Here is a 25,726-nt window from a genome sequence, read left to right on the forward strand (position 1 = left end):
ATGCTGACAGGCATAAAGAACGGATGGAAGACATTTTACGGCAAACATCCCGCAATGGCACAGTTTATCATATTTTTTATCGTATCCAATGGAGTTACGGTATTACAGCTGGTATTAATGCCAGTATTCCGAACGATATTTGAGACGACTTCTCTGGTACATCAAAGTTTCCAGATCGGACAGATCGGTTCAAATCCAGATGGAACGCCATACTACATTTTTAATTATGCCGCCGGTACCATTGGTAAGGGTGGTGGGGGAGGACTTGCGTATTTTTTAGCTGTGGAAATCACCATGGCCATCGCTCAAATCATTAATTTCTTCCTTCAAAGGAGTGTGACTTTTAAGGCGAGCAATAGCGTACGAAAGGCAGCCATGTGGTATGTCATTGCCTATATCATTATTACAATTGGTGCAGCGGCGCTTCAAGGCCTTTATAAAGCACCGATCTATGATTTGTTCATGAATCGGTTCAACCTTTTAGGAAACGGTGAGACCATAGCAGATGTGATTACAATGCTGATTAATTCAGCCATTTCATTCTGGGTGTTCTTCCCAATATTCCGAATTATTTTTAAAGACAAAGAGGCATGATTGCCGAAAAAGAAGCCAGTTCCGAAAACGGAACTGGCTTCTTTTTTAATAATTTTCAACTTTTCTTTCAAAATAGGATTTCGGGTGAGCGCAGGTAGGACAAATCTCCGGAGCTTCCGGTCCCTCATGGATGTATCCACAGTTGCGGCATTTCCAGCCAAGAGGAGCATCTCCTTTAAAGGTATTTCCGCTTTTTAGGCTTTCAAGAAGTTTTAAGTAGCGTTTCTCATGCGCTGCCTCTACTTTTCCTACAAATTCAAACTTAAGAGCAAGTGCTTTAAATCCTTCCGCTCTTGCATCCTCAGCCATCCGTTTATACATATCGGTCCATTCATAGTTCTCGCCTTCCGCGGCATCTGCTAGATTGTTTTCCAGATTTGAGGTATCGTGCAGCTCTCTGAACCACATCTTTGCATGCTCTTTTTCCTGATCTGCTGTTTCTAAATATAAGGCGGCCATCTGCTCATAACCTGCTTTTTTGGCAGCAGAAGCATAATAAGTATATTTGTTTCTTGCCATAGATTCTCCAGCAAATGCATCCTTTAAATTCTGCTCTGTCTTTGTTCCCGCATAGTTTGACATCGTATAAACCCTCCTGTTTTTTCTAGATCGTTGACGGATTATTAACCAAAGTAGCGTTCCAGTAATCCCTTAAATGCTTTTCCGTGACGTGCTTCATCCTTAGCCATCTCATGAACGGTATCATGGATTGCATCTAAGTTTAATGCTTTTGCCCGTTTTGCAAGGTCAAACTTACCTGCCGTTGCGCCATTCTCAGCAGCAACTCTTAATTCTAAGTTCTTCTTTGTGCTAGAGGAAACACATTCTCCCAGTAATTCAGCGAATTTAGAAGCATGCTCAGCTTCTTCAAAAGCAGCTTTTTCGTAGTATAAGCCGATTTCAGGATACCCTTCTCTATGAGCCGCTCTAGACATAGCCAGATACATTCCTACTTCAGAACATTCCCCTTCAAAGTTTGCTCTTAAGTCTTTCATAATGTCTTCTGGAGATCCCTGTGCAACTCCGATCTCATGTTCGCAAGCCCAGGACATATCGCCTTCATCTTGTAACTTAAACTTTTCAGATCCAGCCTTACATACTGGACAAAATTCTGGTGCTGTTTCTCCTTCGTGAACATAACCGCATACAGTACAAACCCATTTTTTCATGATTTCATGTCTCCTTATATTTTAATTTTTTTCTTAGTTAAGTAATTTAAATCAAAAACAATAATGATTACTGATATTAATTTAGCACAATTAAATTCGTTTGTCAAGAGATTTTAACAATTATTCTGCGTACAATTGTTACAGGTTCCGTAAAAAAAGATCTTATGGCTGTCAATGAAACCTTCCGCATGTTTTTGAGCCAGATCATTGATATGATCAATCGGATCGAGGGCTAGGTCAGAGACTTGACCGCACTGTTTGCACACAAAATGATAGTGTGGGGAGGTGTCCGCATCAAAGTGATCTGCACCATCACCACATGTCAGTTTTTGAATCTCCCCTAGTTCAACCAGAAGATTTAAATTCCGGTAAACAGTTCCCAGACTGATATTGGGATACTCTTCACGGATCGAGGTGTATAGAGCGTCGGCAGTGGGGTGATCCTTCCTTGCCATTAAGCAAGCTTTAATGGATTCCCGCTGACGGCTATACTTTAATGTTTTCATGGCCGCTCCTTTTCATAAATAATAATTATAGTGATAATTGTTACTATTTAATAATAAAAGATTCGAATGAATTTGTCAATCTTCTTATACGTTTAAAGAAATATGTTCCTTGGAAATTCGTATAAATTCTTTGGTTGCCTGAGAGAGATATCGGTCTTTATGACATCCGAAGGCTAAAACGCCGTGACTGCGTGTGTAATTTAAAGAATAAAAGTTCAGACCCATTTTTTTCATAATCCGGCCTTCGGTTTCTGAATTACCAGATATAAACATTCGGGGATAGAACGTAATTCCCATTCCTTTGGCGGTAAGAGCAAGAACTGTTTCTATGTTTTCGGTTTCCAAAAGAATCGAAGGGGTCAGTTGTGCATCCTCAAAGATCTCATCTGCAATGGTACGAATTCGATTTCCTTTATTAATTAGAAGATAAGGACAATTTTTTAAAAGCGTAATATCAGCATTCGCTTCCAGTTCTTTTTTGATCTCCGCTTGGTTTCCGGGGAAATACCGGTCAAAAATCTGATCGGGTACCACAAGGAGAATCTCTTCTTCGCAGATAGGAACTGTCTCAACATTCTCCACCTTAAACGGGAGAAGGTCAATCATAAGATCAATATCCCCATGAATCAGTGAATGGGTAAGCTCAGAAGAATTTCCCTCGATTAAATTCAGTTCAATATTGGGAAATTTTTCTTGATAAGCGGGTAAGATAATAGGAAGAAGAAAGCGGCCCCTTGTATGAGAGATACCAATGGAGATCTGTCCAGTGGTAAAATCCTTAATATCAGCTAGTTCCCGGTACGTTTCGTCTTTAAGATCCAATAGTTCTTTTGCCCGGATTTTCAGAGCACGGCCGGCATATGTTAGGGTAAGAGGCATGGTTCGGTGAAAGAGCTGTACGTCAAATTCCTTTTCAAGATTCGATATATGGCTGCTTAAAGACTGTTGTGAAATAAAAAGCTGTTTTGCCGCTCGGGTGATATTTAATTCTTCTGCGACCGCAAGAAAATATTCCAGGTTCAGAAAGTTAATCATAATTAAGCCTCCAGCTTAGGGATATAGGGAATAAGCCGTTCGATGGAACTGTTTATAATCAGTTCTTCTGGAACATTCATTTCTTCTAATAGTTCATAAGCCCTTACATGATTACCAACATCTTCCACGACATGAGCATCGCTGTTTACAACAATGGAGGCACCGTAATGAATGCAACGCTCCAGCATTTTTTTGTAATTTTCTTTCGCATCGAGACGGGAACTTAAGGGGTGCAAAGAGCTTGAATTCACTTCAAGTAATTTGTGATTCTGGGCAGCTGCAGAAACAACGGTATCATAATCGAAAGGAAATCGACTGTCATCGGGGTGACCGATAATCGTGACATATGGATTTTCTATGGCACCTACATAAGCACTGGTGTTTTGGGAAACAGTACTATCTTTATAGCAGGGCTGGTGAATGCTGGCGATGGAGTAGTCCAGTTTTTCCAATATTCCTCTTCTTAAATCCACTCGTCCTGTGTGATCTAATATATTTAGTTCCGAACCCATGAGTATGTTGACTCCATAAAGGGTACGAGGGATAACCTTAAAATTAATAAAATAGAAATCACTGCATGTTCCTGGCATCTTCGGTGCGTGATCCGTGGAACCGAAAACGCTCAGTCCTTTCTCGGAAGCGGCTTTTGCCATCTCGTATAATGTGTTGTATGCATGTCCGCTTGCGATGGTGTGGGTATGCAGGTCTAAAATGTCCTTCATGTTTTGTGTCCTTTCTTTTTGCCAGGTTTCATGTTTCTAGGGAAATGTTAGCATATAACTCAAATATAACATACTTTTCCAGAGAAAACTATAGAATTATCAGGTGGGATGTGTTAAATATATACTTAGATTTTGTGTTAAAAGTTAGAATTTTATGAATGGAGGAAATACGAATGAGCGAAGAACTAAAAACAGAGACAATGGCGGATTTTGAGAAAGAATTGGAAGCATCCTTAAAAAGGATTCGAAAAGGAGACCAGCTGACGGGTACAGTCATCAGCGTGGAAGAGGAAAAGATCCGTCTTGATTTAAAGTATTTTGCGGAAGGACTCATCTACAAAGAAGAATTAAGCAGTGATCCCAATTATGATCTTCTTGCTTCCGTTCAGCCTGGTGATGAAATAACCGCATTGGTGATTCAATCCGATGACGGAGAAGGTCATGTTGTTTTATCCAGAAAAGAAATCAGTGATCTGGAAGCATGGGACAATCTAAAGTCTTTACTGGAAGAGCGAACCATCTGTAATGTGAAGATAGAGAAGGCAGTTAAGGGTGGTGTGGTGACATATTTAAATGGAATTCGTGGATTTATACCGGCTTCTAAGCTTGCAGCGGACTACGTGGAGGATTTACAAGTCTATGAGGGAAAGACCATAGAAGTGACCGTTATCACTGCAGACGAAGAAACCAGAAAGCTGATCTTATCCGGGAAAGAACCCGCACTTATGAAACGTAACGAAGAGACAAAACAAAAGATAGCAAAATGCCAGGTTGGAGCGGTCATGGAAGGAACCGTAGACAGTATAAAAGATTATGGTGCTTTTATTAATTTAAACAATGGTCTTTCCGGTCTGCTTCATATTTCCCAGATCAGCAGTCAAAGAATCAAACACCCAGGAGCTGTTTTAAAGGAAGGACAAACCGTAACGGTTAAAATACTTGCCCTCAATGACAATAAGATCAGTCTTAGTATGAAAGCAGTGGAAGCGGATGAAGAGGCAGTGGATGTGGGGTTTGATTACCAAGAAGAAGGAACTGCAGCAACCGGTCTTTCTGCACTCTTAAAAGAATTAAAATTTTAGAAACTCGGCAAAAAGAATATAAAAGATCAGGTTTTTATGGTATACTATGGGAAGAAACAGGGGCCGCTGATTTTCGTTGACCCCTGTCAAACTGACTTCTTACTGGGTGGGCAAGAGAGGGGGATGTGGAATGAATATTCCCAAATCATTTAATCAGGTGGACAAATGGAAATCTGTCATGTTTTTGTATGACTCAGCATTAAAGGAGATTAATACAAAGATAGAAATTCTTAATAATGAATATGTGCATATTTATAATTACAATCCCATAGAGCACATAAAATCAAGACTGAAAACTCCAGACAGCATCGTGAAAAAGCTAAAGCGGTATGGATATGATGTCACTATTGACAACATGGTGGAGAAATTAAACGACATTGCAGGAATTCGGATCATCTGCTCTTTTACATCGGATATTTATCCCATTGCTGAGATGATAACAAAGCAAAGTGATGTTACCGTTCTTTTTGTAAAGGATTATATTGAGAATCCAAAGCCGAACGGGTATAAAAGTTATCACATGGTAGTCACGATCCCGATCTATCTAACCGATGGACCGGTGGAGACAAAGGTAGAAATTCAAATTCGTACCGTTGCCATGGATTTTTGGGCAAGTCTTGAACATAAGATATACTATAAGTTTGAAGGGAATTCCCCTGCATATCTCCAACAGGAGTTAAAGGCATGTGCGGATGTAGTTAATATGCTGGATAAAAAGATGTTTTCTCTAAATCAGGCAATCCTTGAATTAAGTGAAGAAAAGCATCCGGAATCAGGATATGAAACAGAGAACTATAGAGCAGAAGATGAATGATCATAAAAGTGAAAGCCTTAACGATTCCATTCGATTAAGGCTGTTTTTAATCTGTAAAATAAAGAAGGGCTTGTTATGGGTTCATTAACAAAAGACACCTTTCAGATTCTTAAACTTTATCAGAAGAAAGGGTTTGTCTTTGCATTGTTTTATCGGCTGGTTACAACTCCCCTATATCTTCTTGCCCTAAACAAGGGATTGCAGTTTACCCTTAATAAGGCCGATTACAGCTATCTAACCACAGCCAATATTGGGTTTTATTTGATCAAACCCGTAACTATTTTGTGGATCTTAGGGATGCTTTTATTTGGGATCTTGATTTTACTGCTGGAAACTGGTTGTTTCCTTACTCTTTATCAGGGAACGTTTTATAGTAGAAAACTATCATTTGGGGAAATTTTAACGGGAGGTCTAATTAAACTCTGGGATGAGATTCGTGAGAAAAACTGGCGGCTTGGTCTGCTGGTACTAGCACATTATGTATGGATGAATTTGTATTTTATTTACCGGATGTTTGTACATTTAAAACCGCTTAACTTTGTTATGAATGAGATCTTTAAACAGCCATGGGGAAGCGCTTCTTTGATTGTTCCAATGATTCTTTTGTTTCTTCTGGCATTTCCAGGACTTTATACCGTCCATGTCTGTATGGTAGAACAGAGAAATTACCGGGACGGATACTTTAGAAGCTGGTGGCTATTAAAAGACCGGCTGTTGGAAGTTCTGGCAATCATAGCAGGCTATTATGTTTTGGTGATTGCCGCTTTTTGGGGAATCTATGCAATTGGTGTATTTTTAACAGCAGTGATTGTCACCCTGTTCACAGACAGCAGTCTAACACTTGCACTCATGTCTGCAGCGGTTGACCGCATGGAATTGGTACTTTTGTTTTTGACAAGTATTTTTATGGTATCAGGTATAACAGGAGCCATCAGTGTCCAATATTTCCGCTTTAGCAGCAAAATTTCAAGGAAGACAGCTGTGATCCGTTTGGGAAATACCAAAACCAATAGCCGGAAGATGACACTGGTTCTTATAAGTGTTATAATCGTGCTTAGTCTGCTTTCTTTTTTTGATGTGGTAAGGAATGGATCTCTTATCACTGGGGAGCTGCTAAGTGAAATACAGATAACCGCACACCGGGGGAGTTTAAGGGAAGCACCAGAGAATACCATGGCTGCCATTACAAAGGCAGTTGAGGACCTCGCTGATTATGTTGAGATTGATGTACAAGAAACCAGCGACAAAATTGTGGTACTGGGGCATGATAATACCTTAAAAAGGGTGGCAGGGGTCAATCGCCCCATTCGTTCCTATACGTTCAAGGAATTAGAGACAGTTGATGTTGGAGCATGGTTTTCCGATGAATACAAAGGAGAACGAATCCCGTCGCTTATGGAAGTAATGGAATACTGCAAAGGAAAGATCCGCATCAACATAGAGATAAAAGGGCAAAAGCCAGGGAGTGATCTGCCAGAACAAGTGGTATTCTTGATTCAGGAATACCAGATGGAGGAACAGTGTGTGGTCACTTCCACCAGGCTCTCCTATCTAGCAAGGATTAAAAAGTTAGATCCGAAGATCCGAACCGGATACATTTTATCAGCAGCTTACGGGAATTGTTATTCCAGTGATGACATTGATTTTATCAGCCTGCGATCTAATTTCGTAAGCGAAAGACTGGTAGAATCCGCTCATGAGAAAGGAAAAGCAGTTCACGCATGGACCATTAACACAAAAGGCGAGATGGAACGGATGAAGATGCTTAAAGTGGATAATATCATTACGGATTATCCAGTGCTTACAAGAGAAATTATTTATCGGAAAGAAGCAGAGGAGAATTTGCTTGAGTATGTAAGGCTGTTGTTAAAATAGCCAGTCATGAACTCTTCTGATTCATAAAAAACAAAAACAGGGCAAGGCCCTAATTAATGGAGGTAAGATACGATGGACAAAACCAAAGGACAGTTACTACAAGAAGAATTGACATTTAAATTTCCCCACATAGGAAAAGATGCACCCGCACAGATAGAAGAAGCAAAGATGTTTTGTGAAGGATACAAAACGTTTTTGGATAATGGAAAGACAGAGCGGGAATGTGTCAGAGAAGCAGTTGCTATGCTAGAGATGCAGGGATATCTACCTTATGAAGGTGGGAAGAAATATCAGCCGGGTGATAAAGTTTACTTTGTGAACCGGGGAAAAGCAATTCTCGCAACTACATTTGGAACAGAGAAGTTAAACAAAGGACTGCGCATCAATGGGGCACATATCGATTCCCCAAGACTTGATTTAAAACCCAATCCTGTCTATGAAAAGAATGATCTGGCATTCTTTAAGACACATTATTACGGTGGAATCCGCAAATATCAGTGGGTAACCGTTCCGCTTGCCATGCATGGTGTCATTATTAAGAAAAATGGGGAAGTGGTTGAAGTTAATATTGGGGAAAAAGAAGGAGACCCGGTATTTTGTATTACGGATCTACTTCCTCATCTGGCTTTGGAACAAAACGATAGAAAGCTAAAAGATGGAATCAAGGGAGAAGAGCTTAATGTTATCATTGGGTCCCTTCCATTTGTTGATGATGCAGAACTCAAAGATCCAGTTAAACTTTTGGCTTTGAAACTACTTCATGATCGATATGGAATTACAGAGGCAGATTTTTTGCGGGCAGAGATTGAACTTGTTCCAGCCCAGAAAGCAAAGGATGTGGGGTTAGACCATAGCATAATTGGAGCTTATGGACAAGATGACCGGGTGTGTGCTTACACTGCATTGATGGCGGAACTTGAAACCGTGAATCCAAAGTTTACAACCGTTACCATATTATCGGACAAAGAAGAGATTGGTTCAGACGGAAATACGGGGTTGAATTCCGATTATGTGCTTCATTACATACAAGATCTGGCAGAGATGGCAGGTGTAAACGTAAGAGAAGTGCTTCAGAATTCCATTTGTTTGTCTTCCGATGTTAATGCTGCTTATGATCCTACCTTTGCTTCCGTATTTGAGGAAAGAAACGCCTGCTTTTTAAACAAAGGCTGCGTACTAACCAAATATACCGGAGTGCGAGGAAAAGCAGGTTCAAACGATGCCAGTGCGGAATTAATGGCAAAGGTGATTGCCATGATGGAAGCGGAAGGTGTTTACTGGCAGATTGGAGAACTTGGTGCGGTCGATCAGGGCGGCGGTGGAACCATAGCCAAATATGTAGCTCATATGAATGTAGATACAGTGGATCTTGGCGTTCCCATTCTATCCATGCATGCTCCATTTGAACTTTCCTCCAAGCTGGATGTATACAATACGTATAAAGCATTCCGGGTATTTTATAAATCTTAAGGAATTATTGAAAAATATGTTAATTTATTGAAACTACTTTTTTTACCTGTTGGGATATGGTATAACTGACAGGAAGAACTTCATGACTTATTCAAAAAAAGAGAAAGAAAAAGGAAAATATAATGAGAAAAATAGTTAAAGTATGTCTATGTGGTCTCTTGGCTGTGTCACTGATTACAGGGTGTGGAAAAAAGGATACAAAACCAACCACTGAGGAGACGAAGGCAACAGAATCAGATGCAACCAAAGCAGAAGATAGTGTCAAAGAGACTCAGGCTATGGAAGATTTAACCAATGTGGACAACGGAACCATTACTCTGGGAGAATATAAGGGCATTGAAGTAGAAAGAACGGCAGCAGAAGTAACCGACGAAGAAGTAGATCAAGCGGTTCAGAGTGATTTAAGCGCTCATGAGACAGATACAGAAGTAGAACGTGAAGCAAAGTCTGGTGATGTTGTAAATCTTGATTTCACAGGAAAAAAAGATGGGGTCGCATTTGATGGCGGAACTGCAAAAGGGTATGATTTAACCCTAGGTTCCAATCAGTTTATCCCAGGATTTGAAGAGAAAGTGATAGGTGCCAAAAAGGGAGACAAGCTTTCTTTGGATCTTACGTTTCCTGAGAATTACGGGAACAAAGATCTGGCAGGCCAGCCTGTAGTCTTTGAAGTAACAATCAATTCGGTAAAAGAGAAGAACACACCAGAATTAAACGAAGCATTTGTAACAGATAATACAGCATTTAAAACCGTGGACGAATATAAGGCAGATAAGAAACAGGGCCTTCTTAAGACGAAAAATGATCAGGCAGATGAAAAGATGTTAAATGACATCTTTGGTGCCATTGTCAATAGTTCTACGATTACACCGAAGCAGGAAGCGATTGACGCCAATGCAAAGAACTTAATTATCAGATATGAAAATCAGGCAGCTACGTATGGTATGGATTTTGCAAGTTTTGTTCAGGCTTTTTCTGGAATGAAGGAAGAAGATTTTAGAAAAGAGATGAAGACACAGGCAGAAGGTCTGGTAAAACAGAAACTTGTTATACACGCCATCGCAGACAAAGAGGGAATGAAAGTTTCCGATTCAGACCGGGATGATACTGCAAAAGAACTTGGTTATGAAAGTGCAGACAAATTAATTGAGACTGCAGGACAGTACGAAGTAGATGAGTACGTCTTAAGCCAAAAAGTTGTTGATTTATTGAAAAAGAATGCGAAGATAAAAGAATAAACAATCACCTAGGGGGAACCTTTATGCAACTTTTAAAGGACAGAATACGAAAAGACGGAAAGATTAAAGCTGGTGATGTGTTAAAAGTTGATAGTTTTTTGAATCATCAGATGGATATCAGACTGTTCATGGAAATAGGAAAAGAGTTTAAAGAACGGTTTTCCGGCATTGAGGTCAACAAAATTCTCACGATTGAAGCATCGGGAATTGGAATTGCCTGTATTGTGGCTCAGTATTTTGACGTTCCGGTGGTATTTGCTAAAAAAACCAAAACGAAGAACATAGCTGGAGATGTTTATACGACACAAGTAGAATCATTCACTCATAGTAAGACATATGACGTGATGGTTTCCAGAGAATTTATTGGCAAAGGAGATAAGGTTCTTCTCATCGATGATTTTCTGGCGAACGGAAAAGCATTGGAAGGACTGGCTTCTATTGTGAAAGACTCAGGTGCTTTATTAGTTGGTGCTGGAATCGTAATAGAAAAAGGGTTTCAGCCTGGAGGAGACCGTCTGCGGGCAGAAGGAATCCGGCTGGAATCTCTTGCAATTATAGAACGTATGGATGAATCAACTGGCACCATATGGTTTCGAGGTGACCGATGACTGGAAAGAGAAAAGCCCTGTTTTTTGATATTGACGGCACATTGTTTTCTGAGATTAACCGGAATGTGCCGGAAAGTGCGAAGCAGGCAGTACAAAAGGCAAGGGAGGCAGGGCATCTGGTGTTTATTAATTCCGGACGAACCGAATGCCTTACCGCTCCGATTCAAAGTCTGATCGATGTGGATGGTTGTTGTTGTGGGTGCGGAACCAGAATTATAGCAGAAGGAGAAGTTCTCTATTCTGCGACCATCCCTCACGAGAAGGGCATTGAGATTAAAAAGATGATTCAGGAATATGGACTTGATGGTATCCTTGAGGGAACGGAGAGCTGCTATTTTAAAAAAGGAGTCTCAAAGATTCCTCAGGTACAGAAGATGAAGGAATCAAAAGAAATGGTAGGCCTTCGCTCATCCTATGGCTGGGATGAGGACGCTTACGATTTTGATAAGTTTTGTGTTATGGCAGATGAAACCAGTGATGTGAGAGGATTTTCTAGGGCACTTGGACTTGATTTTGAGATCATAGACCGAGGGGGACATTTTTACGAATGTGTTCCCGCAGGTCATTCCAAGGCAACTGCCATTGAAATAGTCTTAAATCATTATCATGTGGACTTAAAAGACACCTATGTCTTTGGAGATAGCACCAATGATTTGTCTATGTTTGAGTATGCGAAGAATTGCATTCTAATGGGACATCATAGTGTACAGCTAGAACCCTATGCGACCTTTTATACCAAGAATGTAGAAGATGACGGAGTGGCATATGCCATGAAAAAGCTGGGACTTATCTAGTGTTTACAGTTCCATAAAAAGGCGGCTTTTCAGGTTTGTATTGACCTGAAAAACCGCCTTTTGTAATACTCTGTGCGCATTTATTTGATTCGTTCTAGTATGCTGCGAGCAGCGCTGATCCCGTTGGCAGAGGCTTGTTGAAGCCCCCTTGTGACGGAAGCACCGTCCCCAATGGCGCGCAGTCCTTTTACACTGGTTTCAAAATCAGAATTCACGACAACCTTGTTGGAGTAGAATTTGACCTCTACGCCGTATAGCAGCGTCTCATCGCTGGCAATTCCCGGAGTCACCTTATCCAGTGCCAGTAGCATCTCTTTAATGTCCACCATGATCCGGTGAGGGAATACCAAGGATAAGTCACCAGGGACCGCGTCCTTTAGAGTAGGAATTAAATTGTTCCGGCATAATCGTTCTTCTGTGGTACGACGTCCTCTTTGAAAATCACCAAAGGTCTGTACCAGAATCCGATTGTCACAAAGCATATTGCTTAATTGAGCGATGTGCTTTCCATATTCAATGGGAGTTTTGAAAGGCTTTGTGAAGTTTTTGGATACTAGGATAGCAAAGTTTGTATTGTTGGTTTTATAATCCTGAGCTTTATAAGCGTGGCCGTTTACCACGGCAAGCCCATTCTCATAATATTCAGTTGCTACTTCTCCGGAGGGGTTCGTACAGAAGGTACGGACCTTGTCGTCAAAGGTAGGGGTATAATAAACCAGTTTGGCTTCATATAAATTCTTATTTAAAAAATCCATAACTTCGTCACGAACCTCAACTCTGACACCGATATCAACGGTTCCCACCATTGTATCGATCCCGTGACTGTTGCAGATATGGCTGAACCAGTCAGATCCTTCCCGCCCGATGGCGGATACGATTTCAGGAGCGTATATGGTTTCATCGTTCTCAGTAACGATCCCGATTGCTTGATTCTCTTTCAGGATGATATCCTTTACCATAGTATTAAATTTCATCTCAACGCCCTGATGAAGCAGGTGTTCCTGAAGACGAGTGTAAATTTTATAGCCTTCCTCCGTTCCTAAATGACGGATGGGGCATTCGATTAACTTTAAGTTGGCGTTGATGGCTTTGCGGCGAATCTCCTGAATCTCTTTTTGCTTATCTAAGCCATAAACATTGGTATCTGCGCCAAACTTTAAATAGATGTTGTCCGATTCTTTTAACAGTTCCACGGTATGGTCATACCCTAGTATTTCAGGGAGATTTCCGCCTACATCAGGAGATAAGGATAATTTTCCGTCGGAAAATGCACCTGCACCTGCGAAACCGGTGGTAATGGAACATGGTTTGCAGCCTACACATACTTTGGTTGTCCGTTTTGGACATGTTCTTTTTTCAATCGGACGACCTTTTTCAATCATCAAGATCTTTAAATCCGGTTTTTTTTCGATCAATTCATAAGCACAGAATATTCCAGATGGGCCTGCACCAATAATGATCACATCGTAATTGTTTGAAACTTTTATCATGAACATCACTCCTTTTCCTTCTAACCCTTATAGTCAACTATTTTGGTAGCTGGTAGAAACGTTCAACCAATTATGAACTTATATAAGCGCAACGGTACTATTTTATCATATTTAATAGTGGAATGACAAGGGATATGATTGTAAAATGCAGGTCAATTGATTCGACTAGGGTGGCAAGAATGGGATACCGCTTTACATCTAGGAAGGGAACTGTTAAAATAAAGAAACTGCGTTAGACACCCTTTGTGGGAAATCTAGCGCTTTTCGGACGTTCTTAAATTAGAAGAGTCATGAATTGCAACCAAAGTTAATATAGACAATAATAAGGAGAATGGATATGTATATAATCGCAGGACTAGGCAATCCATCGAGAGAGTATGATAAGACTAGACATAACGTAGGGTTTGAGGCCATTGATTTACTGGCAGACAAACTAGGCATCCAGGTAACGGATAAAAAACATCGCGCATTGTGCGGAACCGGAATGGTAGGAACGGAAAAAGTAATTCTGTCAAAACCTCAGACTTACATGAATTTAAGCGGGGAAAGCATTCGATCTATGGCGGATTTTTATAAGATAGACCCAGAACATATTATTATAATCTGCGATGACATCAATTTATGCGAGGGACAGTTGAGAATTCGGTTAAAGGGAAGTGCAGGAGGACATAATGGATTAAAGAATATCATAAACCATTTAGGAACTCTGGAATTCCCAAGAATCCGGGTAGGAGTGGGTGAAAAACCGAAGGAGATGGACCTGGCAGACTATGTGCTGGGACGTTTTCCCAAAGAGCAGGAAGCTGTGATGGCGGATGCATATAAAGATGCGGCTGAGGCAGCGGTGATGATCATTACCGATGGTACAGAAAAAGCAATGAACCAGTTTAACCGAAAAAAGTAAGGAGATTTCATGAACGATCTATTTGAAAAACCATTGCAGGAGCTAAAGGATTTTTTAGATCTTTCCACTGATCTGGAGAAAAAAGCCGGGCCTGTGGCGGCAAGTGGCTGCCTGGATTCCCAAAAAGTCCATCTGATGTACGAATCAGCGAAGCAGGTAAGGACAAAACTGGTTGTGACCTATGATGATACCAGTGCAAGAGAGATTTATGAAGACCTATGTTTTTTTGATTCCAATGTGTGGCTTTATCCGGCTAGAGACCTGCTTTTTTTCAGTGCAGATATTCACGGGAATCTGCTTACCAAGCAGCGTATGTCTGTCTTTCGCCACCTGATGGAGGAACCTTCTGGGTGGATCGTTACTACCTTTGACGGATTGATGGATCATTTGATGCCATTGGCCCATATGAAAAACCAAGTTCTTTCCGTAAAATCAGGTCAGATCATTGAAGTTGAAGAATGGAAGAAATGTCTTACAGATATGGGGTATGAGCGGATGGCACAGGTGGATGGGATGGGGCAGTTTTCTGTTCGGGGAGGGATAATTGATGTATTTCCTCTCACGGAAGAACAGCCGATCCGGATCGAACTTTGGGATGAAGAAGTGGATTCCATCCGTACCTTTGACATGGAAAGCCAGCGTTCCATTGAACAGCTTGAAGAGGTACATCTTTATCCGGCGACAGAAATGGTTCTCACAAAGGAACAGATTGAAGATGGCATAGTAGAACTTCAAAAAGAATTGAAGAAATACGAAAAGGATTTAAGGGCACAGAAAAAAGTGGATGAAGCGTTACGGATTCATTCGATTATTATGGAGCTGCTTGATGGGTTAAAAGAAGGATATAAACAGCATGGATTAGACGGTTACATCCATTATTTTTGTAAATATAGTGTTTCTTTTTTGGATTATTTCTCAAAAGAAGAGACTGTATTGTTCTTAGATGAACCAGAGCGACTGCGAGAAAAAGGGGATATCGTGGAGATGGAATTCCGGGAAAGTATGATCCATCGTCTGGAAAATGGTTATCTTTTACCCGGACAGACCGGGCTTTTATACCCAGCAAAAGAAATGCTTGCAAAAGTCCAGACAAACACTACGGTTTACTTATCTGGTCTAGAGCAGAAATTATCTGGTTTTACAGTGAAAAAGCGTCTTAATTTTCAAGTGAAAAATGTAAATTCCTATCAAAATGGATTTGAACTTTTAATTAAAGATTTAACAAGATGGAAAAAAGAGGGGTATCGGGTGATTCTTTTATCGGCCTCTAGAACTAGAGCCAGCCGTTTGGCAGGAGATTTAAGAGAATATGATCTTAGGGCTTACTGTTTAAACGAAGAAGAAGAGTCAAGGAATGTAAATCCAAGGAATGTATTACCAGGAGAGATCTTAGTTACGTATGGAAATCTCCATCGTGGATTTGAATATCCGATGATTAAATTCCTCGTCATAACCGAAGGGGATATGTTCGGCATTGAAAAAAAGAAACGGAAGCGGAAGAAGAAAGTCTACGAAGGAACAAAGATTCAGAATTTTTCAGAATTATCCATTGGCGATTATGTGGTCCATGAAGACCATGGGCTTGGTATTTACAAAGGAATTGAAAAAATCGAGCAAGATGGGGTCATCAAGGATTACTTAAAAGTGGAATATGCAGATAACGGCAACTTATATTTGCCAGCGACCAGACTGGACGGGATTCAAAAATATGCAGGTGCAGATGCCAAGAAACCAAAACTGAATCGTCTGGGAGGTGACCAGTGGAATAAGACAAAAACCAGAGTCAAGGGTGCAGTCAAAGAGATTGCAAAAGATCTAGTTAAGCTTTATGCCACAAGACAGGAGACTCAGGGATTTCAATACGGACAGGATACAGTCTGGCAGAAGGAATTTGAAGAGATGTTTCCCTATGAAGAAACCGACGACCAGTGGGAGGCCATAGAATCTTCCAAGGAGGATATGCAAAGTACTAAGATTATGGACCGGCTGATCTGTGGAGATGTGGGGTATGGAAAGACTGAGATTGCACTGCGGGCTGCATTTAAGGCAGTTCAGGATGGGAAGCAAGTGGTGTACCTGGTACCAACCACCATCCTTGCGCAGCAGCATTATAACACCTTTACCCAGAGAATGAAGGATTTTCCGGTGCGCGTGGATCTAATGTCCCGGTTCCGAACGCCCTCTCAGGTCAAAAAAACCGTAGAAGACCTAAAAAAAGGCATGGTAGATATTGTAGTGGGAACCCATCGGGTGTTATCTAAAGATGTTCGGTTTAAGGATCTTGGGCTTTTGATCATAGATGAAGAACAGCGGTTTGGAGTGACTCACAAAGAAAAGATTAAGCAATTGAAGGAAAATATAGATGTATTGACACTTACAGCGACTCCCATACCAAGGACGCTTCATATGAGTCTTGTGGGAATCCGGGATATGAGTGTCTTAGAAGAACCTCCAGTGGACCGGGTTCCCATTCAGACCTATGTCATGGAACACAACGATGAGATGGTAAGGGAAGCCATTCACAGGGAACTGTCCCGTGGCGGACAGGTTTATTATGTCTACAATCGGGTCAATAACATCGACGAAGTGGCAAATCACATCGCTAAGCTGGTTCCAGAAGCTTCTGTAACGTTTGCCCATGGACAGATGCATGAACATGAACTGGAACGGATTATGTTTGATTTTGTAAATGGAGAGATCGATGTTTTGGTTTGTACCACGATCATTGAAACTGGACTGGATATCCCCAATGCAAACACAATGGTGATTCAAGATGCAGATCGAATGGGACTTTCTCAGCTTTATCAGCTTCGGGGACGTGTGGGCCGTTCTAGCCGGACTTCCTACGCATTTTTGATGTACAAGCGGGATAAGCTTTTGAAGGAAGAAGCGGAAAAACGTCTGCAGGCCATTCGGGAATTTACAGAACTTGGTTCTGGAATTAAAATAGCCATGCGTGATTTAGAAATCAGAGGAGCAGGTAATGTCCTTGGAGCGGAGCAGCATGGTCATATGGAAGCGGTGGGATATGATCTTTATTGTAAGCTTTTAAATCAGGCGGTACTGGAATTAAAGGGACAAAGGAAAGAAGAAGAGACGTATGAGACCGTGGTAGATTGCGATATTGATGCCTATATCCCCTCTTCTTATATTAAAAACGAGTCCCAAAAACTTGATATCTACAAACGAATCTCAGGCATTGAGAATGAAGAGGAATATATGGATATGCAAGATGAATTGATGGATCGATTTGGAGAGATGCCAAAGCCGGTTGAGAATCTTCTTAAAGTAGCATCCTTAAAGGCATTGGCTCACAATGCGTTTGTAACAGAAGTTAACATAAATCGTCAAGAAGTAAGGCTCACCATGTATCAGAAAGCCAAACTTAAGGTGGAGGGGATCCCTGAACTGATCAAAGAATACCGGGGAGATCTAAAGGTTGTTATGGGAGAGGAACCAAAGTTTACCTATCTAGACAGAAAGAAAAATTCCTCCACTGAGGTCATGATTGAATGGGCAGAGACAATCCTAAAGCAGATTGCAAAATTATCTGATAAATAAAAAAAGGGTTTGTCTGGTTGATTTTGCAATTTAAGTGATATACCTGAGAGAGTGATAAAAGACTTTAAAATAGGAATAATATAAGAATAATATAAGATCAGGGTTCGACTTTTTTTTAAGAGGGTCGAACTCTGATCTTAAATTTTGGGAAAAATGGCAGACTTAAGTATAATCTGGTGTATTCGTAGCAAAATAATACCAGTGATCTTAAATTGCACAGATGGAGGAATAATAACTATGAAAGCAACCGGTATTGTAAGAAGAATTGACGACCTCGGGCGTGTGGTGATACCAAAAGAAATAAGAAGAACACTTCGGTTAAGAGAAGGAACTCCGCTTGAAATATTTACGGACAGAGAAGGAGAGATCATATTAAAAAAATATTCGCCCATGGTAGAACTGACTGCATTTGCATCTCAGTATGCCGAAGCAATGGCCCAGACAACTGGACTTACGGTTTGCATCAGTGATCGGGATCAAGTCATCGCAGTTGCAGGTGGCTCAAAAAAAGAACTGCTTCAGAAAACAATTAGTAAGCAGCTGGAGAATGTGATCAATGAACGAACTGTTGTTGTAGCAGGAAAAGAGGATAAGAATTTTACTCCTCTGACGGGAGAAGTGCTAGAAGCAGTAACTGCCGAAGTGATCGCTCCCATTCTATGTGAAGGTGACGCCATAGGCTCTGTGGTACTGTTAAGCAGAGAACCAAGGGCGCGGTTTGGTGAAATGGAAACAAAACTTGCTACGACAGCGGCAGGATTTTTAGGACGTCAGATGGAAGGGTAAGGAGGTGAAAAAATGAGAGTGATTATGCCCCAGGAAGATGATTCTAACAAGAAAAATATACCAGAAATCGATTCTGAATCATATAAAGATGGCTCCTATGTAGAACCTTTACCAGAATCTGAAAGGCCAAGAAAAGATGGTCCGGGAGGGGAATGACCAATTCCCGATATATAAGAAAAAGGACAGCCCGGACAGGCTGTCCTTTCAAGTATGAGGTTGGATTTAATGGATAATTTGATCTCCATCTTTGATACAGTAATTTATTTTTACACCTATATTTTTCATCCATTCTCTGGTTTCCAGTGTCTTCCAGTCCCCGCTTCCGATTCCGCTTCCCCCGTCATTGTTCCAAAGCCAGAGTGGGCAGGGCCAGAGTGCGATCGTGGGATTAATAGCAGCATAGACTTCCCGACTGACGCCGTACTGACCGTGATGGGACATCTGGACGATGTCACTTTTTAAGTCTTTTACGCTGGTTTGTTCGTAAAGAAGGGCACCAGCTTCTGGTCCCATATCACCAAGGACTAAAATGCTTACTCCGTTTAAGAAGAATTTGTAAGCAATGGAGCTGTTGTTAACAGAGGTTACGTCAAGCAGATAGGGATCATTTAAAACCTTCCCCGTAATGCCTCCAAACTGGAATTCATCTCCTTTGTGTACGGTATGGAGACTTTCTTTTGGAAGCTTTCCCAGTGCATTTCTTAAATCTGTTACCAGAGAGGATCTTGACGATTCCACTTTCTCATACCAGGCTTGGTCTGCCAGACCGTAATAAACATGGTCAATGGTAATCTTTCTGCTGGAATCGTTTAAAATCGTTAACAGTGCTCCGGCATGATCCGAATGGGGATGCGTGATGAACCAAGCAGATACATGACCACCCTTTGATTGTATCACCTCACTTAGATGATCCGCATCAATATCCCAGCCGCCGTCGATGACAACTAAGGTTCCATCTTTATCCTGTAATACCATGGAAAGCATCTGGCGTTTGTCATAATCAGCCAACAAAGATAAACTGCCGCCATCAAATAATTTTGCACCAGGGCCGATCTTTAAGGAAGTACCAATTCCCATGTGTTTTACAGAGAGGTTTCCCTCTTTTTGACCAGCACTAAAAGGTCCTGTTGAGATTGCGCCAATGAAAAGATTCATAAACAGTAAATAAGCAGCAATTCTCTTCCATATATTTAGTTTTTTCATTTTTCCCTCCAGTTAACACGATTCTCTCATATTATATAAGATACCGCTCATTTTTAATAGGGTGTCGGTGTAAATGTCAGAAAATCTTCAGAATTAGAAATGATTTCCTTTTTAAACTTATGTTATAATTTAAAAAAGGAGGTTTCATTCATGTATACTTTCGAAGATTTAGTAAATATTACAATTAAACTGCGGTCAGATGAGGGCTGTCCATGGGATCGGGAACAAACCCATGAAAGTCTGAAAAAACATTTGGTGGAAGAGAGCGAAGAGGTGCTTTTAGCCATTGATAATAAAGATATGGAAAATCTTTGTGAGGAGCTTGGAGATGTCTTGTATCAGGTCATGATTCACAGTCAGATTGCAAGGGAAAATAATGCTTTTTCTATTGATAATGTGGTCAATGGAATATGTGAAAAAATGATCCGCAGGCACCCTCATGTTTTTGGCGATAAAAAGGTAAATTCGTCGGAAGAAGGAGAGGCTTTGTGGAATGCAGTAAAAATGCTGGAGAAAGGTTCCCAAAAGTGGAAAAAACCTTGACAAAAACAGGAGAAACAGATATAAATGATATAGTAATCGTGTCAACGCGAAAATTAGTAGCCTGGTGCTACATTCTAGGAGGAAAATATTAATGAACAAAGCAGAGTTAATCACAGCCGTTTCAGAGAAAGCTGAATTGTCTAAAAAGGATGCAGAGAAGGCAGTAAAAGCTTTAACAGATGTAATATCTGAAGAATTAGTTAAGGGCGAGAAAATCCAGTTGGTTGGTTTTGGAACATTTGAAGTTTCTGAACGAGCAGCAAGAGAAGGCAGAAACCCAAAGACCGGCGAAGTAATGAACATCCCTGCTTCCAAAACTCCAAAATTTAAAGCTGGTAAGGCTTTAAAAGATATGGTAAACGCATAAAAAATGAGACTGGACAAGTTTCTTAAGGTTTCCCGCCTGATCAAAAGAAGAACAATAGCCAACGAAGCTTGCGATGCAGGCAGAGTGCTAGTGAATGAAAAGCCAGCAAAGGCTTCCTTAAACATTAAGCAAGGTGACTTCATAGAGATACATTTCGGAACCAGTTCGGTGAAAGTTGAAGTTCTTGATGTTACGGAAACCGTGAAAAAGGAAGAAGCAAAAGAGCTATATCGTTATATTTAGCTTAAAACTTCATACGAATGATACATTTCAGGAATATTTGAGCTTACCTCTTAATATACTTTAGACAGGTATATTAGGAGGTTTTTCTTATGGAAGAAAAAGTAAATATCCGTCCCCACAGGCTCACAATTGAAAATCGGGCTTCCGGTACCATGACAGGAATTCGGGAAGTTGTGTCCTTTGATGAGAGTCAGATTGTGTTGGATACGGATATGGGTTTATTAACGCTAAAGGGCAAGGAGCTTCATGTCAGCCGCTTAACCTTGGATAAAGGAGAAGTGGATATTAACGGAACCGTTGAAAGTCTAAACTATTCCTCAAATGAGGCGTTGAGAAGATCTGGAGAATCCCTGTTATCTAGGTTGTTTAAGTAAGAAGTGGAAGGAGTCCTATGAGTGTTCATATCGTATATGAAGTAAAGCTTCTGCTCTATAGTTTTCTAACGGGAGTAGGACTTATGATGACATATGACCTGTTAAGGATTTCTCGTATTATGATCCCACACTCCTACGTGGTCGTAGGGATTGAGGACATGATTTACTGGATATATGCGGCGCTGGTAACATTTTCTCTCCTATATGAGCAAAATGACGGAGGATTGAGGGGATATGTCATAACAGGAATCTTTTTGGGAATGTTTTTGTATGATCGTCTGGTCAGCAGATTTTTCTTAAAGTTCTTGAAAAACTTCTGGAAATACCTTAAAATTAGAGTGCATAAGTGTACCTACTTGAAAAAGCACCAGTAAAAGTGACGGTGAGTGGAATGGGAAAATCAAGAAGAAAAAGAAAAGATAAATGGGGCAACCGTATGGCTTTAATCGGCGTTACTTTTGTTGTCTTTAGTCTTGCTGCAATTGTAACGATAAAAGGAGTCACTTTAAAAGAAAAAGAACAGGAATATCACCTTCGCCTGGAGGGTCTTGAGGGACAGGTGGACAAGGAGAAGGACCGTGCGGAAAAACTAGAAGAGTACCGTGTGTATGTTCAGACAAAACAATATGTAGAAGAAGTGGCGAAACAAAAGCTTGGACTTGTAAATCCAGATGAGATTCTTCTTAAACCATCACAAAGGCAATAAGAAGTATCCCAGATGTCCAAAAAACGTGGACAGTAATGTGGAATCACCCTTCGGGTATCCCAAGATGTCCAAAAAACGTGGACAGTAATGTGGAATCACCCTTCGGGTATCCCAAGATGTCCAAAAAACGTGGACAGTAATGTGGAAACCTGTCGTACGATTTTAAAGAGAGTGTCAGTTGTTTTGACAAAATATTTCCTTCCCCCTGTATATAATGTGGTTTGAAGCATGAAACAGGCAGGAGGGATTTTTGTGTTCAAACGTAAGGTGGTACATCACGATATGGCTGATGTGAATGTATATACGGCGAAGAGATTAAACGACATGGCAAATTCGTTAGGGGAACTTGCCAGAGCGTGCACAGATGACTTATCCATAGAACAAGGACTTACGAAGGAAGATGGGATTGCAGCGTTACAGACGGCTGCAGCCATGGTATGTGCAGGCTGTAACAAATGTATGGTATATCCCGGTAAAGAACAAGACAATCAATATTATCTGCAATATCTGATTCGTGCATTTGAACAGAAAGGGAGCGTGGACTACGGGGACATGCCCCGTTTTTTTCTGGAAAGCTGTAAGAAAAAAGATGATTACATGATTCATCTAAACCGTGGACTTGGACGAGCTTCCATGAATTTGGCTTGGAAGAACCGGTTTTTGGAAAGTCGGGATGCGGTAATTGTTCAGTTTAAAGAACTTGCTGTCATTTTGGAAGAGTTTTCTTATCAGGTGGAGCATGCAGTGGATATTACACCGGATTGGGAGATGGAAATCCGGCGTGTATTTCGACGAAATCGTATCATAGTAGAAAAAGTTTTGCTCCTTGAATATGAAAATCAAAAGAGAGAAGCATATTTGACCATGCGTACGATGAATGGCCGATGTATGACAGTAAAAGAAGCATCTGAGATATTAGAGAATATTATGGAAGAGGGAGAATGGATTGCTGCTCCGGATGGAAAAAATTTAATTACAAAGCAGACAGATACCATACGTTTTGTAGAAAAGGGAGACTATCAGGTGATTTACGGGGTAGCAAAAGCCGTGAAATCAGGGGAAGAGGTCTCAGGAGATAATTATACCTTTGGGCAGATTCAGCTGGGACAAGTATTGATTAGTCTTTCCGATGGTATGGGAAGTGGCAAAACGGCTGAGGAAGAGAGTCGACAGGTAATCGAATTGACCCAAAGGCTTTTGGAAGCAGGATTTTCCACGAGAGCGGCTTTGAAAATGGTCAATACGGTGTTACTTTTAACTGGGATATCACAGCACCCCGCAACCCTCGATTTATGCTGTATCGATTTAAAGACAGGAATTTTAGAGGCAATGAAACTAGGAGCCGCTGCAACCTATATCCTTGGGGATAAGGGAGTGGAGCTATTAGAAGCAGGTGATGTACCCATGGGAATTATAAATCCAGTAGAGCCTGTATTGTTGTCCAAAAAATTATGGGATGACAACCGAATTATAATGGTTAGTGATGGAGTGCTAGATGCACTTCCAGAGGATGATAAAGAACAAATGTTGAAACAATTTATTGAAGAAATGCCCCTAAAAAATCCCCAGGATATGGCAGATCGAATTCTTTTGTTTGCCCGATCCTTTACAGATCGTGCGGCGGATGATATGACTGTTTTAACCGCAGGCATATGGAAAAGGAAATTATAATTGCATTCAGAGGATTTTAAAGGTATATTTATGTAAGAGAGGGGAGAAAATCAACTAAGGAAGGTGGCAGAATGTACAAAATGATATTAGAAAATATCAGACGGAACCGACTATTAACCTCCGGGGACCGCGTCATTGTGGCGCTATCAGGAGGAGCCGATTCGGTCTGTCTTCTTGTGGTTTTAGAAGAACTCCAAAAAGAGTTTGATTTGTCTTTAAAAGCCATTCATGTCCACCATGGGCTTAGAGGAGAAGAGGCGGACCGGGATAGCCAGTATGCCAAAGAACTATCCAGTCGTCTTAGGGTGCCTTTTGCCTGTATCTATGTAGATGCAGCCTCCTATGCCAGGGAACATGGTATGTCGGTAGAAGAAGCTGGACGGCACCTCAGATATCAGATCTTTGAAAAAGAAAGGTCTGATTTTGGTGGGACAAAAATAGCAGTGGCTCATCACGCCGATGATCAGGCTGAGACCATTCTATACAATCTGTTTCGGGGAACAGGCTTAAAAGGGCTTGGTGGAATGCGTTCTGTGCGAGAGTTCGTTGTCCGCCCTCTTTTGTGTGTGGGAAGGAAGGAAATTCTTGCATATCTGAATGAAAAAGGGATATCTTATTGTGAGGACTCTACAAATCAAATGACAGATTATACCAGGAACCGGATTCGGCAGGTTATTTTACCGATCATTCAGGAACAGATCAATCCCCGTGCAAAGGAGAATATTCTTCGTGCTGGAGAGATGGCAGAAAAAGCAGATGCGTATTTAGAAAAGCAAGCCAAAGCCATATTAGAGGACTTTCGTATCGTTCAAACAGATGAAAAGGGAGTTTGTGATGCTTGTGGTATAAAAGCAGATGCACTGATTAGTGAAGATAACATAATTATAACGTATGTGATCCGGCAGATGATTCGAGAAGTGTATGGGTCCATGAAAAATATTACCATGATTCACATTGAAAGTGTGTTGGATCTTCTTTGTGGAACGGATGGCCGACAGATCGACCTACCGAATGGACGGATAGCCACCCTTAAAAACAGAGTTTTGTGGATAAAAAAGAAATATCAGACCAAATTTGTGGATGAATTCAAAAAAAATGCGTTGCCGAGGGTAGATTATGAGATTTTTCCTTATAAAAAAGGGCAGGAAATTCCCCAAAACGGGTATACGAAATGGTTTGATTATGATAGAATCAAATGTGCATTCTCTGTGAGGTATCGAGAAACAGGAGATTACTTGACACTGACCGGAGGCGGAAAGAAGACTCTTAAGTCATATATGATTGATGAGAAGATTCCCAGAGAAGAGCGGGGTAACATACCGCTGGTTACAGAAGGTTCTCATGTCCTTTGGGTCATCGGATACCGGATCAGTGAATATTATAAGATAACAGATGATACCCATACAGTAATACAAATGCAGATAGACGGAGGAAAAGAGAATGGACGATAAGATACGTGTATTGTTGTCAGAAGAAGAGGTAGCAAACCGAGTAAAGGAAATCGCGGAAGAAGTCAGCAAAGATTATGAGGGAAAACCCCTACATTTGATCTGCATCTTAAAAGGAGGCGTTTTCTTTACCTGTGAACTTGCAAAGAGGATTAGTCTGCCCCTTACCATGGATTTCATGTCCGTATCCAGTTATGGTTCTGGTACGGTTTCTAGTGGGATTGTTAAGATTACAAAGGATTTGGATGATCCCATTGAAGGGAAGGATGTATTGATTGTAGAGGATATCATTGATTCCGGCAATACACTTTCTTATTTAATAGAAGTATTAAAGCAGAGAAACCCAAATAGCATAGAGTTATGTACCCTTCTTGATAAACCGGAACGCCGGGTGAAGAAGCAGGTAGAGGTAAAGTACACCTGTTTCACCGTGCCGGATGAATTTATCATTGGGTATGGTCTTGACTACGATCAAATATACAGGAATTTGCCATATATTGGAGTGATAGAACAGCAATAAGGA

The 25,726-nt window shown here is 40.9% G+C and carries 28 protein-coding genes and 1 riboswitch; of the genes, 21 read left to right on the top strand and 7 right to left on the bottom strand.

From position 1 onward, the window contains the following. The gene (locus EFT72_RS04825; RefSeq protein WP_124065779.1) at window positions 1-594 is read left to right on the top strand and encodes a hypothetical protein; all 594 of its coding nucleotides are present in this window, start codon (window positions 1-3) and stop codon (window positions 592-594) included. 45 nt (window positions 595-639) lie between these two features. Here EFT72_RS04825 and rbr read toward each other — a convergent pair whose 3' ends face one another. The 5 genes from rbr to EFT72_RS04850 form a co-directional block, all read right to left on the bottom strand. Then, window positions 640-1,176 carry a rubrerythrin gene (rbr, locus tag EFT72_RS04830; RefSeq protein WP_124065780.1) on the bottom strand — a complete coding sequence of 179 codons (537 nt, stop codon included), beginning with the start codon at window positions 1,174-1,176 and terminating at the stop codon, window positions 640-642. 41 nt (window positions 1,177-1,217) lie between these two features. Further along, window positions 1,218-1,763 carry an NADH peroxidase gene (locus EFT72_RS04835; RefSeq protein WP_124065781.1) on the bottom strand — a complete coding sequence of 182 codons (546 nt, stop codon included), beginning with the start codon at window positions 1,761-1,763 and terminating at the stop codon, window positions 1,218-1,220. A gap of 113 nt (window positions 1,764-1,876) precedes the next feature. Then, complete coding sequence (locus EFT72_RS04840) at window positions 1,877-2,269, bottom strand: transcriptional repressor (RefSeq protein WP_124065782.1); 393 nt, start codon at window positions 2,267-2,269, stop codon at window positions 1,877-1,879. Between the two features lie 84 nt (window positions 2,270-2,353). Continuing rightward, complete coding sequence (locus EFT72_RS04845) at window positions 2,354-3,304, bottom strand: LysR family transcriptional regulator (protein ID WP_124065783.1); 951 nt, start codon at window positions 3,302-3,304, stop codon at window positions 2,354-2,356. A 2-nt stretch (window positions 3,305-3,306) separates the two neighbouring features. Continuing rightward, window positions 3,307-4,026 carry a phosphatase gene (locus EFT72_RS04850; RefSeq protein WP_124065784.1) on the bottom strand — a complete coding sequence of 240 codons (720 nt, stop codon included), beginning with the start codon at window positions 4,024-4,026 and terminating at the stop codon, window positions 3,307-3,309. Window positions 4,027-4,199: 173 nt separating this feature from the next. Between EFT72_RS04850 and EFT72_RS04855 the strand changes: the two genes are divergently transcribed. The 7 genes from EFT72_RS04855 to EFT72_RS04885 all read left to right on the top strand — a co-directional run bounded on the left by EFT72_RS04855 (window position 4,200) and on the right by EFT72_RS04885 (window position 11,907). Further along, window positions 4,200-5,108: a S1 RNA-binding domain-containing protein gene (locus EFT72_RS04855; RefSeq protein ID WP_124065785.1), complete on the top strand. Its 909-nt coding sequence runs from the start codon at window positions 4,200-4,202 to the stop codon at window positions 5,106-5,108. A 130-nt stretch (window positions 5,109-5,238) separates the two neighbouring features. Then, window positions 5,239-5,922 (top strand): GTP pyrophosphokinase family protein, encoded by a 684-nt coding sequence (locus EFT72_RS04860; RefSeq protein ID WP_124065786.1) that lies wholly within the window; start codon window positions 5,239-5,241, stop codon window positions 5,920-5,922. Between the two features lie 75 nt (window positions 5,923-5,997). Then, window positions 5,998-7,797: a glycerophosphodiester phosphodiesterase family protein gene (locus EFT72_RS04865; RefSeq protein ID WP_124065787.1), complete on the top strand. Its 1,800-nt coding sequence runs from the start codon at window positions 5,998-6,000 to the stop codon at window positions 7,795-7,797. Window positions 7,798-7,869: 72 nt separating this feature from the next. Further along, window positions 7,870-9,267 (top strand): aminopeptidase, encoded by a 1,398-nt coding sequence (locus EFT72_RS04870; protein ID WP_124065788.1) that lies wholly within the window; start codon window positions 7,870-7,872, stop codon window positions 9,265-9,267. A 122-nt stretch (window positions 9,268-9,389) separates the two neighbouring features. Further along, window positions 9,390-10,505 (top strand): trigger factor, encoded by a 1,116-nt coding sequence (gene tig / locus EFT72_RS04875; RefSeq protein WP_124065789.1) that lies wholly within the window; start codon window positions 9,390-9,392, stop codon window positions 10,503-10,505. Window positions 10,506-10,528: 23 nt separating this feature from the next. Further along, on the top strand, window positions 10,529-11,113 hold the full coding sequence (locus EFT72_RS04880; protein WP_124065790.1) for a xanthine phosphoribosyltransferase: 585 nt from the start codon (window positions 10,529-10,531) through the stop codon (window positions 11,111-11,113). Beyond that, entirely contained in the window at window positions 11,110-11,907 is a 798-nt protein-coding gene (locus EFT72_RS04885; protein WP_124065791.1) for an HAD family hydrolase, read from the top strand. Before EFT72_RS04880 ends, EFT72_RS04885 begins: the two co-directional genes overlap by 4 nt. Before the next feature lie 80 nt (window positions 11,908-11,987). On the opposite strand, the gene EFT72_RS04890 is transcribed toward EFT72_RS04885, so the two are convergent. Next, window positions 11,988-13,397: an NAD(P)/FAD-dependent oxidoreductase gene (locus EFT72_RS04890; RefSeq protein WP_347561840.1), complete on the bottom strand. Its 1,410-nt coding sequence runs from the start codon at window positions 13,395-13,397 to the stop codon at window positions 11,988-11,990. A 10-nt stretch (window positions 13,398-13,407) separates the two neighbouring features. After that, window positions 13,408-13,503: riboswitch (purine riboswitch) on the bottom strand. Between the two features lie 231 nt (window positions 13,504-13,734). Here EFT72_RS04890 and pth point away from each other — a divergent pair. The 4 genes from pth (at window position 13,735) to EFT72_RS04910 (ending at window position 18,804) form a co-directional block, all read left to right on the top strand. Beyond that, complete coding sequence (gene pth, locus EFT72_RS04895; protein ID WP_124065792.1) at window positions 13,735-14,301, top strand: aminoacyl-tRNA hydrolase; 567 nt, start codon at window positions 13,735-13,737, stop codon at window positions 14,299-14,301. A 9-nt stretch (window positions 14,302-14,310) separates the two neighbouring features. Continuing rightward, entirely contained in the window at window positions 14,311-17,862 is a 3,552-nt protein-coding gene (gene mfd / locus EFT72_RS04900; RefSeq protein ID WP_124065793.1) for a transcription-repair coupling factor, read from the top strand. A gap of 237 nt (window positions 17,863-18,099) precedes the next feature. After that, the gene (spoVT, locus tag EFT72_RS04905; RefSeq protein ID WP_124065794.1) at window positions 18,100-18,648 is read left to right on the top strand and encodes a stage V sporulation protein T; all 549 of its coding nucleotides are present in this window, start codon (window positions 18,100-18,102) and stop codon (window positions 18,646-18,648) included. Between the two features lie 12 nt (window positions 18,649-18,660). Next, complete coding sequence (locus tag EFT72_RS04910; protein WP_124065795.1) at window positions 18,661-18,804, top strand: AE-binding protein; 144 nt, start codon at window positions 18,661-18,663, stop codon at window positions 18,802-18,804. Between the two features lie 66 nt (window positions 18,805-18,870). Here EFT72_RS04910 and EFT72_RS04915 read toward each other — a convergent pair whose 3' ends face one another. Then, window positions 18,871-19,851 carry an MBL fold metallo-hydrolase gene (locus EFT72_RS04915; RefSeq protein WP_124065796.1) on the bottom strand — a complete coding sequence of 327 codons (981 nt, stop codon included), beginning with the start codon at window positions 19,849-19,851 and terminating at the stop codon, window positions 18,871-18,873. A 150-nt stretch (window positions 19,852-20,001) separates the two neighbouring features. Here EFT72_RS04915 and EFT72_RS04920 point away from each other — a divergent pair, with 150 nt between their 5' ends. The 9 genes from EFT72_RS04920 to hpt all read left to right on the top strand — a co-directional run bounded on the left by EFT72_RS04920 (window position 20,002) and on the right by hpt (window position 25,723). Continuing rightward, window positions 20,002-20,394: a MazG family protein gene (locus tag EFT72_RS04920; RefSeq protein WP_124065797.1), complete on the top strand. Its 393-nt coding sequence runs from the start codon at window positions 20,002-20,004 to the stop codon at window positions 20,392-20,394. Between the two features lie 64 nt (window positions 20,395-20,458). Next, complete coding sequence (locus tag EFT72_RS04925; protein ID WP_279221960.1) at window positions 20,459-20,761, top strand: HU family DNA-binding protein; 303 nt, start codon at window positions 20,459-20,461, stop codon at window positions 20,759-20,761. A 3-nt stretch (window positions 20,762-20,764) separates the two neighbouring features. Beyond that, the gene (locus EFT72_RS04930) at window positions 20,765-21,004 is read left to right on the top strand and encodes an RNA-binding S4 domain-containing protein (RefSeq protein WP_124065799.1); all 240 of its coding nucleotides are present in this window, start codon (window positions 20,765-20,767) and stop codon (window positions 21,002-21,004) included. An 89-nt stretch (window positions 21,005-21,093) separates the two neighbouring features. Beyond that, window positions 21,094-21,378: a sporulation protein YabP gene (yabP, locus tag EFT72_RS04935; RefSeq protein WP_124065800.1), complete on the top strand. Its 285-nt coding sequence runs from the start codon at window positions 21,094-21,096 to the stop codon at window positions 21,376-21,378. 17 nt (window positions 21,379-21,395) lie between these two features. Continuing rightward, window positions 21,396-21,752 carry a spore cortex biosynthesis protein YabQ gene (yabQ, locus tag EFT72_RS04940; protein ID WP_124065801.1) on the top strand — a complete coding sequence of 119 codons (357 nt, stop codon included), beginning with the start codon at window positions 21,396-21,398 and terminating at the stop codon, window positions 21,750-21,752. Further along, window positions 21,725-22,084, top strand: coding sequence for a septum formation initiator family protein (locus EFT72_RS04945; protein WP_347561841.1), 360 nt, complete (start codon window positions 21,725-21,727; stop codon window positions 22,082-22,084). The genes yabQ and EFT72_RS04945 overlap by 28 nt, the downstream gene beginning before the upstream one ends. Before the next feature lie 252 nt (window positions 22,085-22,336). Continuing rightward, window positions 22,337-23,755: a SpoIIE family protein phosphatase gene (locus EFT72_RS04950; protein WP_347561842.1), complete on the top strand. Its 1,419-nt coding sequence runs from the start codon at window positions 22,337-22,339 to the stop codon at window positions 23,753-23,755. Window positions 23,756-23,826: 71 nt separating this feature from the next. Continuing rightward, complete coding sequence (gene tilS / locus EFT72_RS04955) at window positions 23,827-25,206, top strand: tRNA lysidine(34) synthetase TilS (protein ID WP_124065803.1); 1,380 nt, start codon at window positions 23,827-23,829, stop codon at window positions 25,204-25,206. Further along, window positions 25,196-25,723, top strand: a complete 528-nt coding sequence (hpt, locus tag EFT72_RS04960; protein WP_124065804.1) for a hypoxanthine phosphoribosyltransferase — start codon at window positions 25,196-25,198, stop codon at window positions 25,721-25,723. Before tilS ends, hpt begins: the two co-directional genes overlap by 11 nt. Window positions 25,724-25,726 lie beyond the last annotated feature (3 nt).

Source organism: Clostridium sp. E02, assembly GCF_003833015.1.
In the GTDB taxonomy this organism is placed as follows: Bacteria; Bacillota; Clostridia; order Lachnospirales; family Lachnospiraceae; genus Lacrimispora.

What these genes read in the sequence shown, in the direction of transcription:
- EFT72_RS04825 (WP_124065779.1), top strand. Translation starts at nt 1, where the DNA reads ATGCTGACAGGCATAAAGAACGGATGGAAGACATTTTACGGCAAACAT.
- rbr (WP_124065780.1), bottom strand. Translation starts at nt 1,176, where the DNA reads ATGTCAAACTATGCGGGAACAAAGACAGAGCAGAATTTAAAGGATGCA.
- EFT72_RS04835 (WP_124065781.1), bottom strand. Translation starts at nt 1,763, where the DNA reads ATGAAAAAATGGGTTTGTACTGTATGCGGTTATGTTCACGAAGGAGAA.
- EFT72_RS04840 (WP_124065782.1), bottom strand. Translation starts at nt 2,269, where the DNA reads ATGAAAACATTAAAGTATAGCCGTCAGCGGGAATCCATTAAAGCTTGC.
- EFT72_RS04845 (WP_124065783.1), bottom strand. Translation starts at nt 3,304, where the DNA reads ATGATTAACTTTCTGAACCTGGAATATTTTCTTGCGGTCGCAGAAGAA.
- EFT72_RS04850 (WP_124065784.1), bottom strand. Translation starts at nt 4,026, where the DNA reads ATGAAGGACATTTTAGACCTGCATACCCACACCATCGCAAGCGGACAT.
- EFT72_RS04855 (WP_124065785.1), top strand. Translation starts at nt 4,200, where the DNA reads ATGAGCGAAGAACTAAAAACAGAGACAATGGCGGATTTTGAGAAAGAA.
- EFT72_RS04860 (WP_124065786.1), top strand. Translation starts at nt 5,239, where the DNA reads ATGAATATTCCCAAATCATTTAATCAGGTGGACAAATGGAAATCTGTC.
- EFT72_RS04865 (WP_124065787.1), top strand. Translation starts at nt 5,998, where the DNA reads ATGGGTTCATTAACAAAAGACACCTTTCAGATTCTTAAACTTTATCAG.
- EFT72_RS04870 (WP_124065788.1), top strand. Translation starts at nt 7,870, where the DNA reads ATGGACAAAACCAAAGGACAGTTACTACAAGAAGAATTGACATTTAAA.
- tig (WP_124065789.1), top strand. Translation starts at nt 9,390, where the DNA reads ATGAGAAAAATAGTTAAAGTATGTCTATGTGGTCTCTTGGCTGTGTCA.
- EFT72_RS04880 (WP_124065790.1), top strand. Translation starts at nt 10,529, where the DNA reads ATGCAACTTTTAAAGGACAGAATACGAAAAGACGGAAAGATTAAAGCT.
- EFT72_RS04885 (WP_124065791.1), top strand. Translation starts at nt 11,110, where the DNA reads ATGACTGGAAAGAGAAAAGCCCTGTTTTTTGATATTGACGGCACATTG.
- EFT72_RS04890 (WP_347561840.1), bottom strand. Translation starts at nt 13,397, where the DNA reads ATGATAAAAGTTTCAAACAATTACGATGTGATCATTATTGGTGCAGGC.
- pth (WP_124065792.1), top strand. Translation starts at nt 13,735, where the DNA reads ATGTATATAATCGCAGGACTAGGCAATCCATCGAGAGAGTATGATAAG.
- mfd (WP_124065793.1), top strand. Translation starts at nt 14,311, where the DNA reads ATGAACGATCTATTTGAAAAACCATTGCAGGAGCTAAAGGATTTTTTA.
- spoVT (WP_124065794.1), top strand. Translation starts at nt 18,100, where the DNA reads ATGAAAGCAACCGGTATTGTAAGAAGAATTGACGACCTCGGGCGTGTG.
- EFT72_RS04910 (WP_124065795.1), top strand. Translation starts at nt 18,661, where the DNA reads ATGAGAGTGATTATGCCCCAGGAAGATGATTCTAACAAGAAAAATATA.
- EFT72_RS04915 (WP_124065796.1), bottom strand. Translation starts at nt 19,851, where the DNA reads ATGAAAAAACTAAATATATGGAAGAGAATTGCTGCTTATTTACTGTTT.
- EFT72_RS04920 (WP_124065797.1), top strand. Translation starts at nt 20,002, where the DNA reads ATGTATACTTTCGAAGATTTAGTAAATATTACAATTAAACTGCGGTCA.
- EFT72_RS04930 (WP_124065799.1), top strand. Translation starts at nt 20,765, where the DNA reads ATGAGACTGGACAAGTTTCTTAAGGTTTCCCGCCTGATCAAAAGAAGA.
- yabP (WP_124065800.1), top strand. Translation starts at nt 21,094, where the DNA reads ATGGAAGAAAAAGTAAATATCCGTCCCCACAGGCTCACAATTGAAAAT.
- yabQ (WP_124065801.1), top strand. Translation starts at nt 21,396, where the DNA reads ATGAGTGTTCATATCGTATATGAAGTAAAGCTTCTGCTCTATAGTTTT.
- tilS (WP_124065803.1), top strand. Translation starts at nt 23,827, where the DNA reads ATGTACAAAATGATATTAGAAAATATCAGACGGAACCGACTATTAACC.
- hpt (WP_124065804.1), top strand. Translation starts at nt 25,196, where the DNA reads ATGGACGATAAGATACGTGTATTGTTGTCAGAAGAAGAGGTAGCAAAC.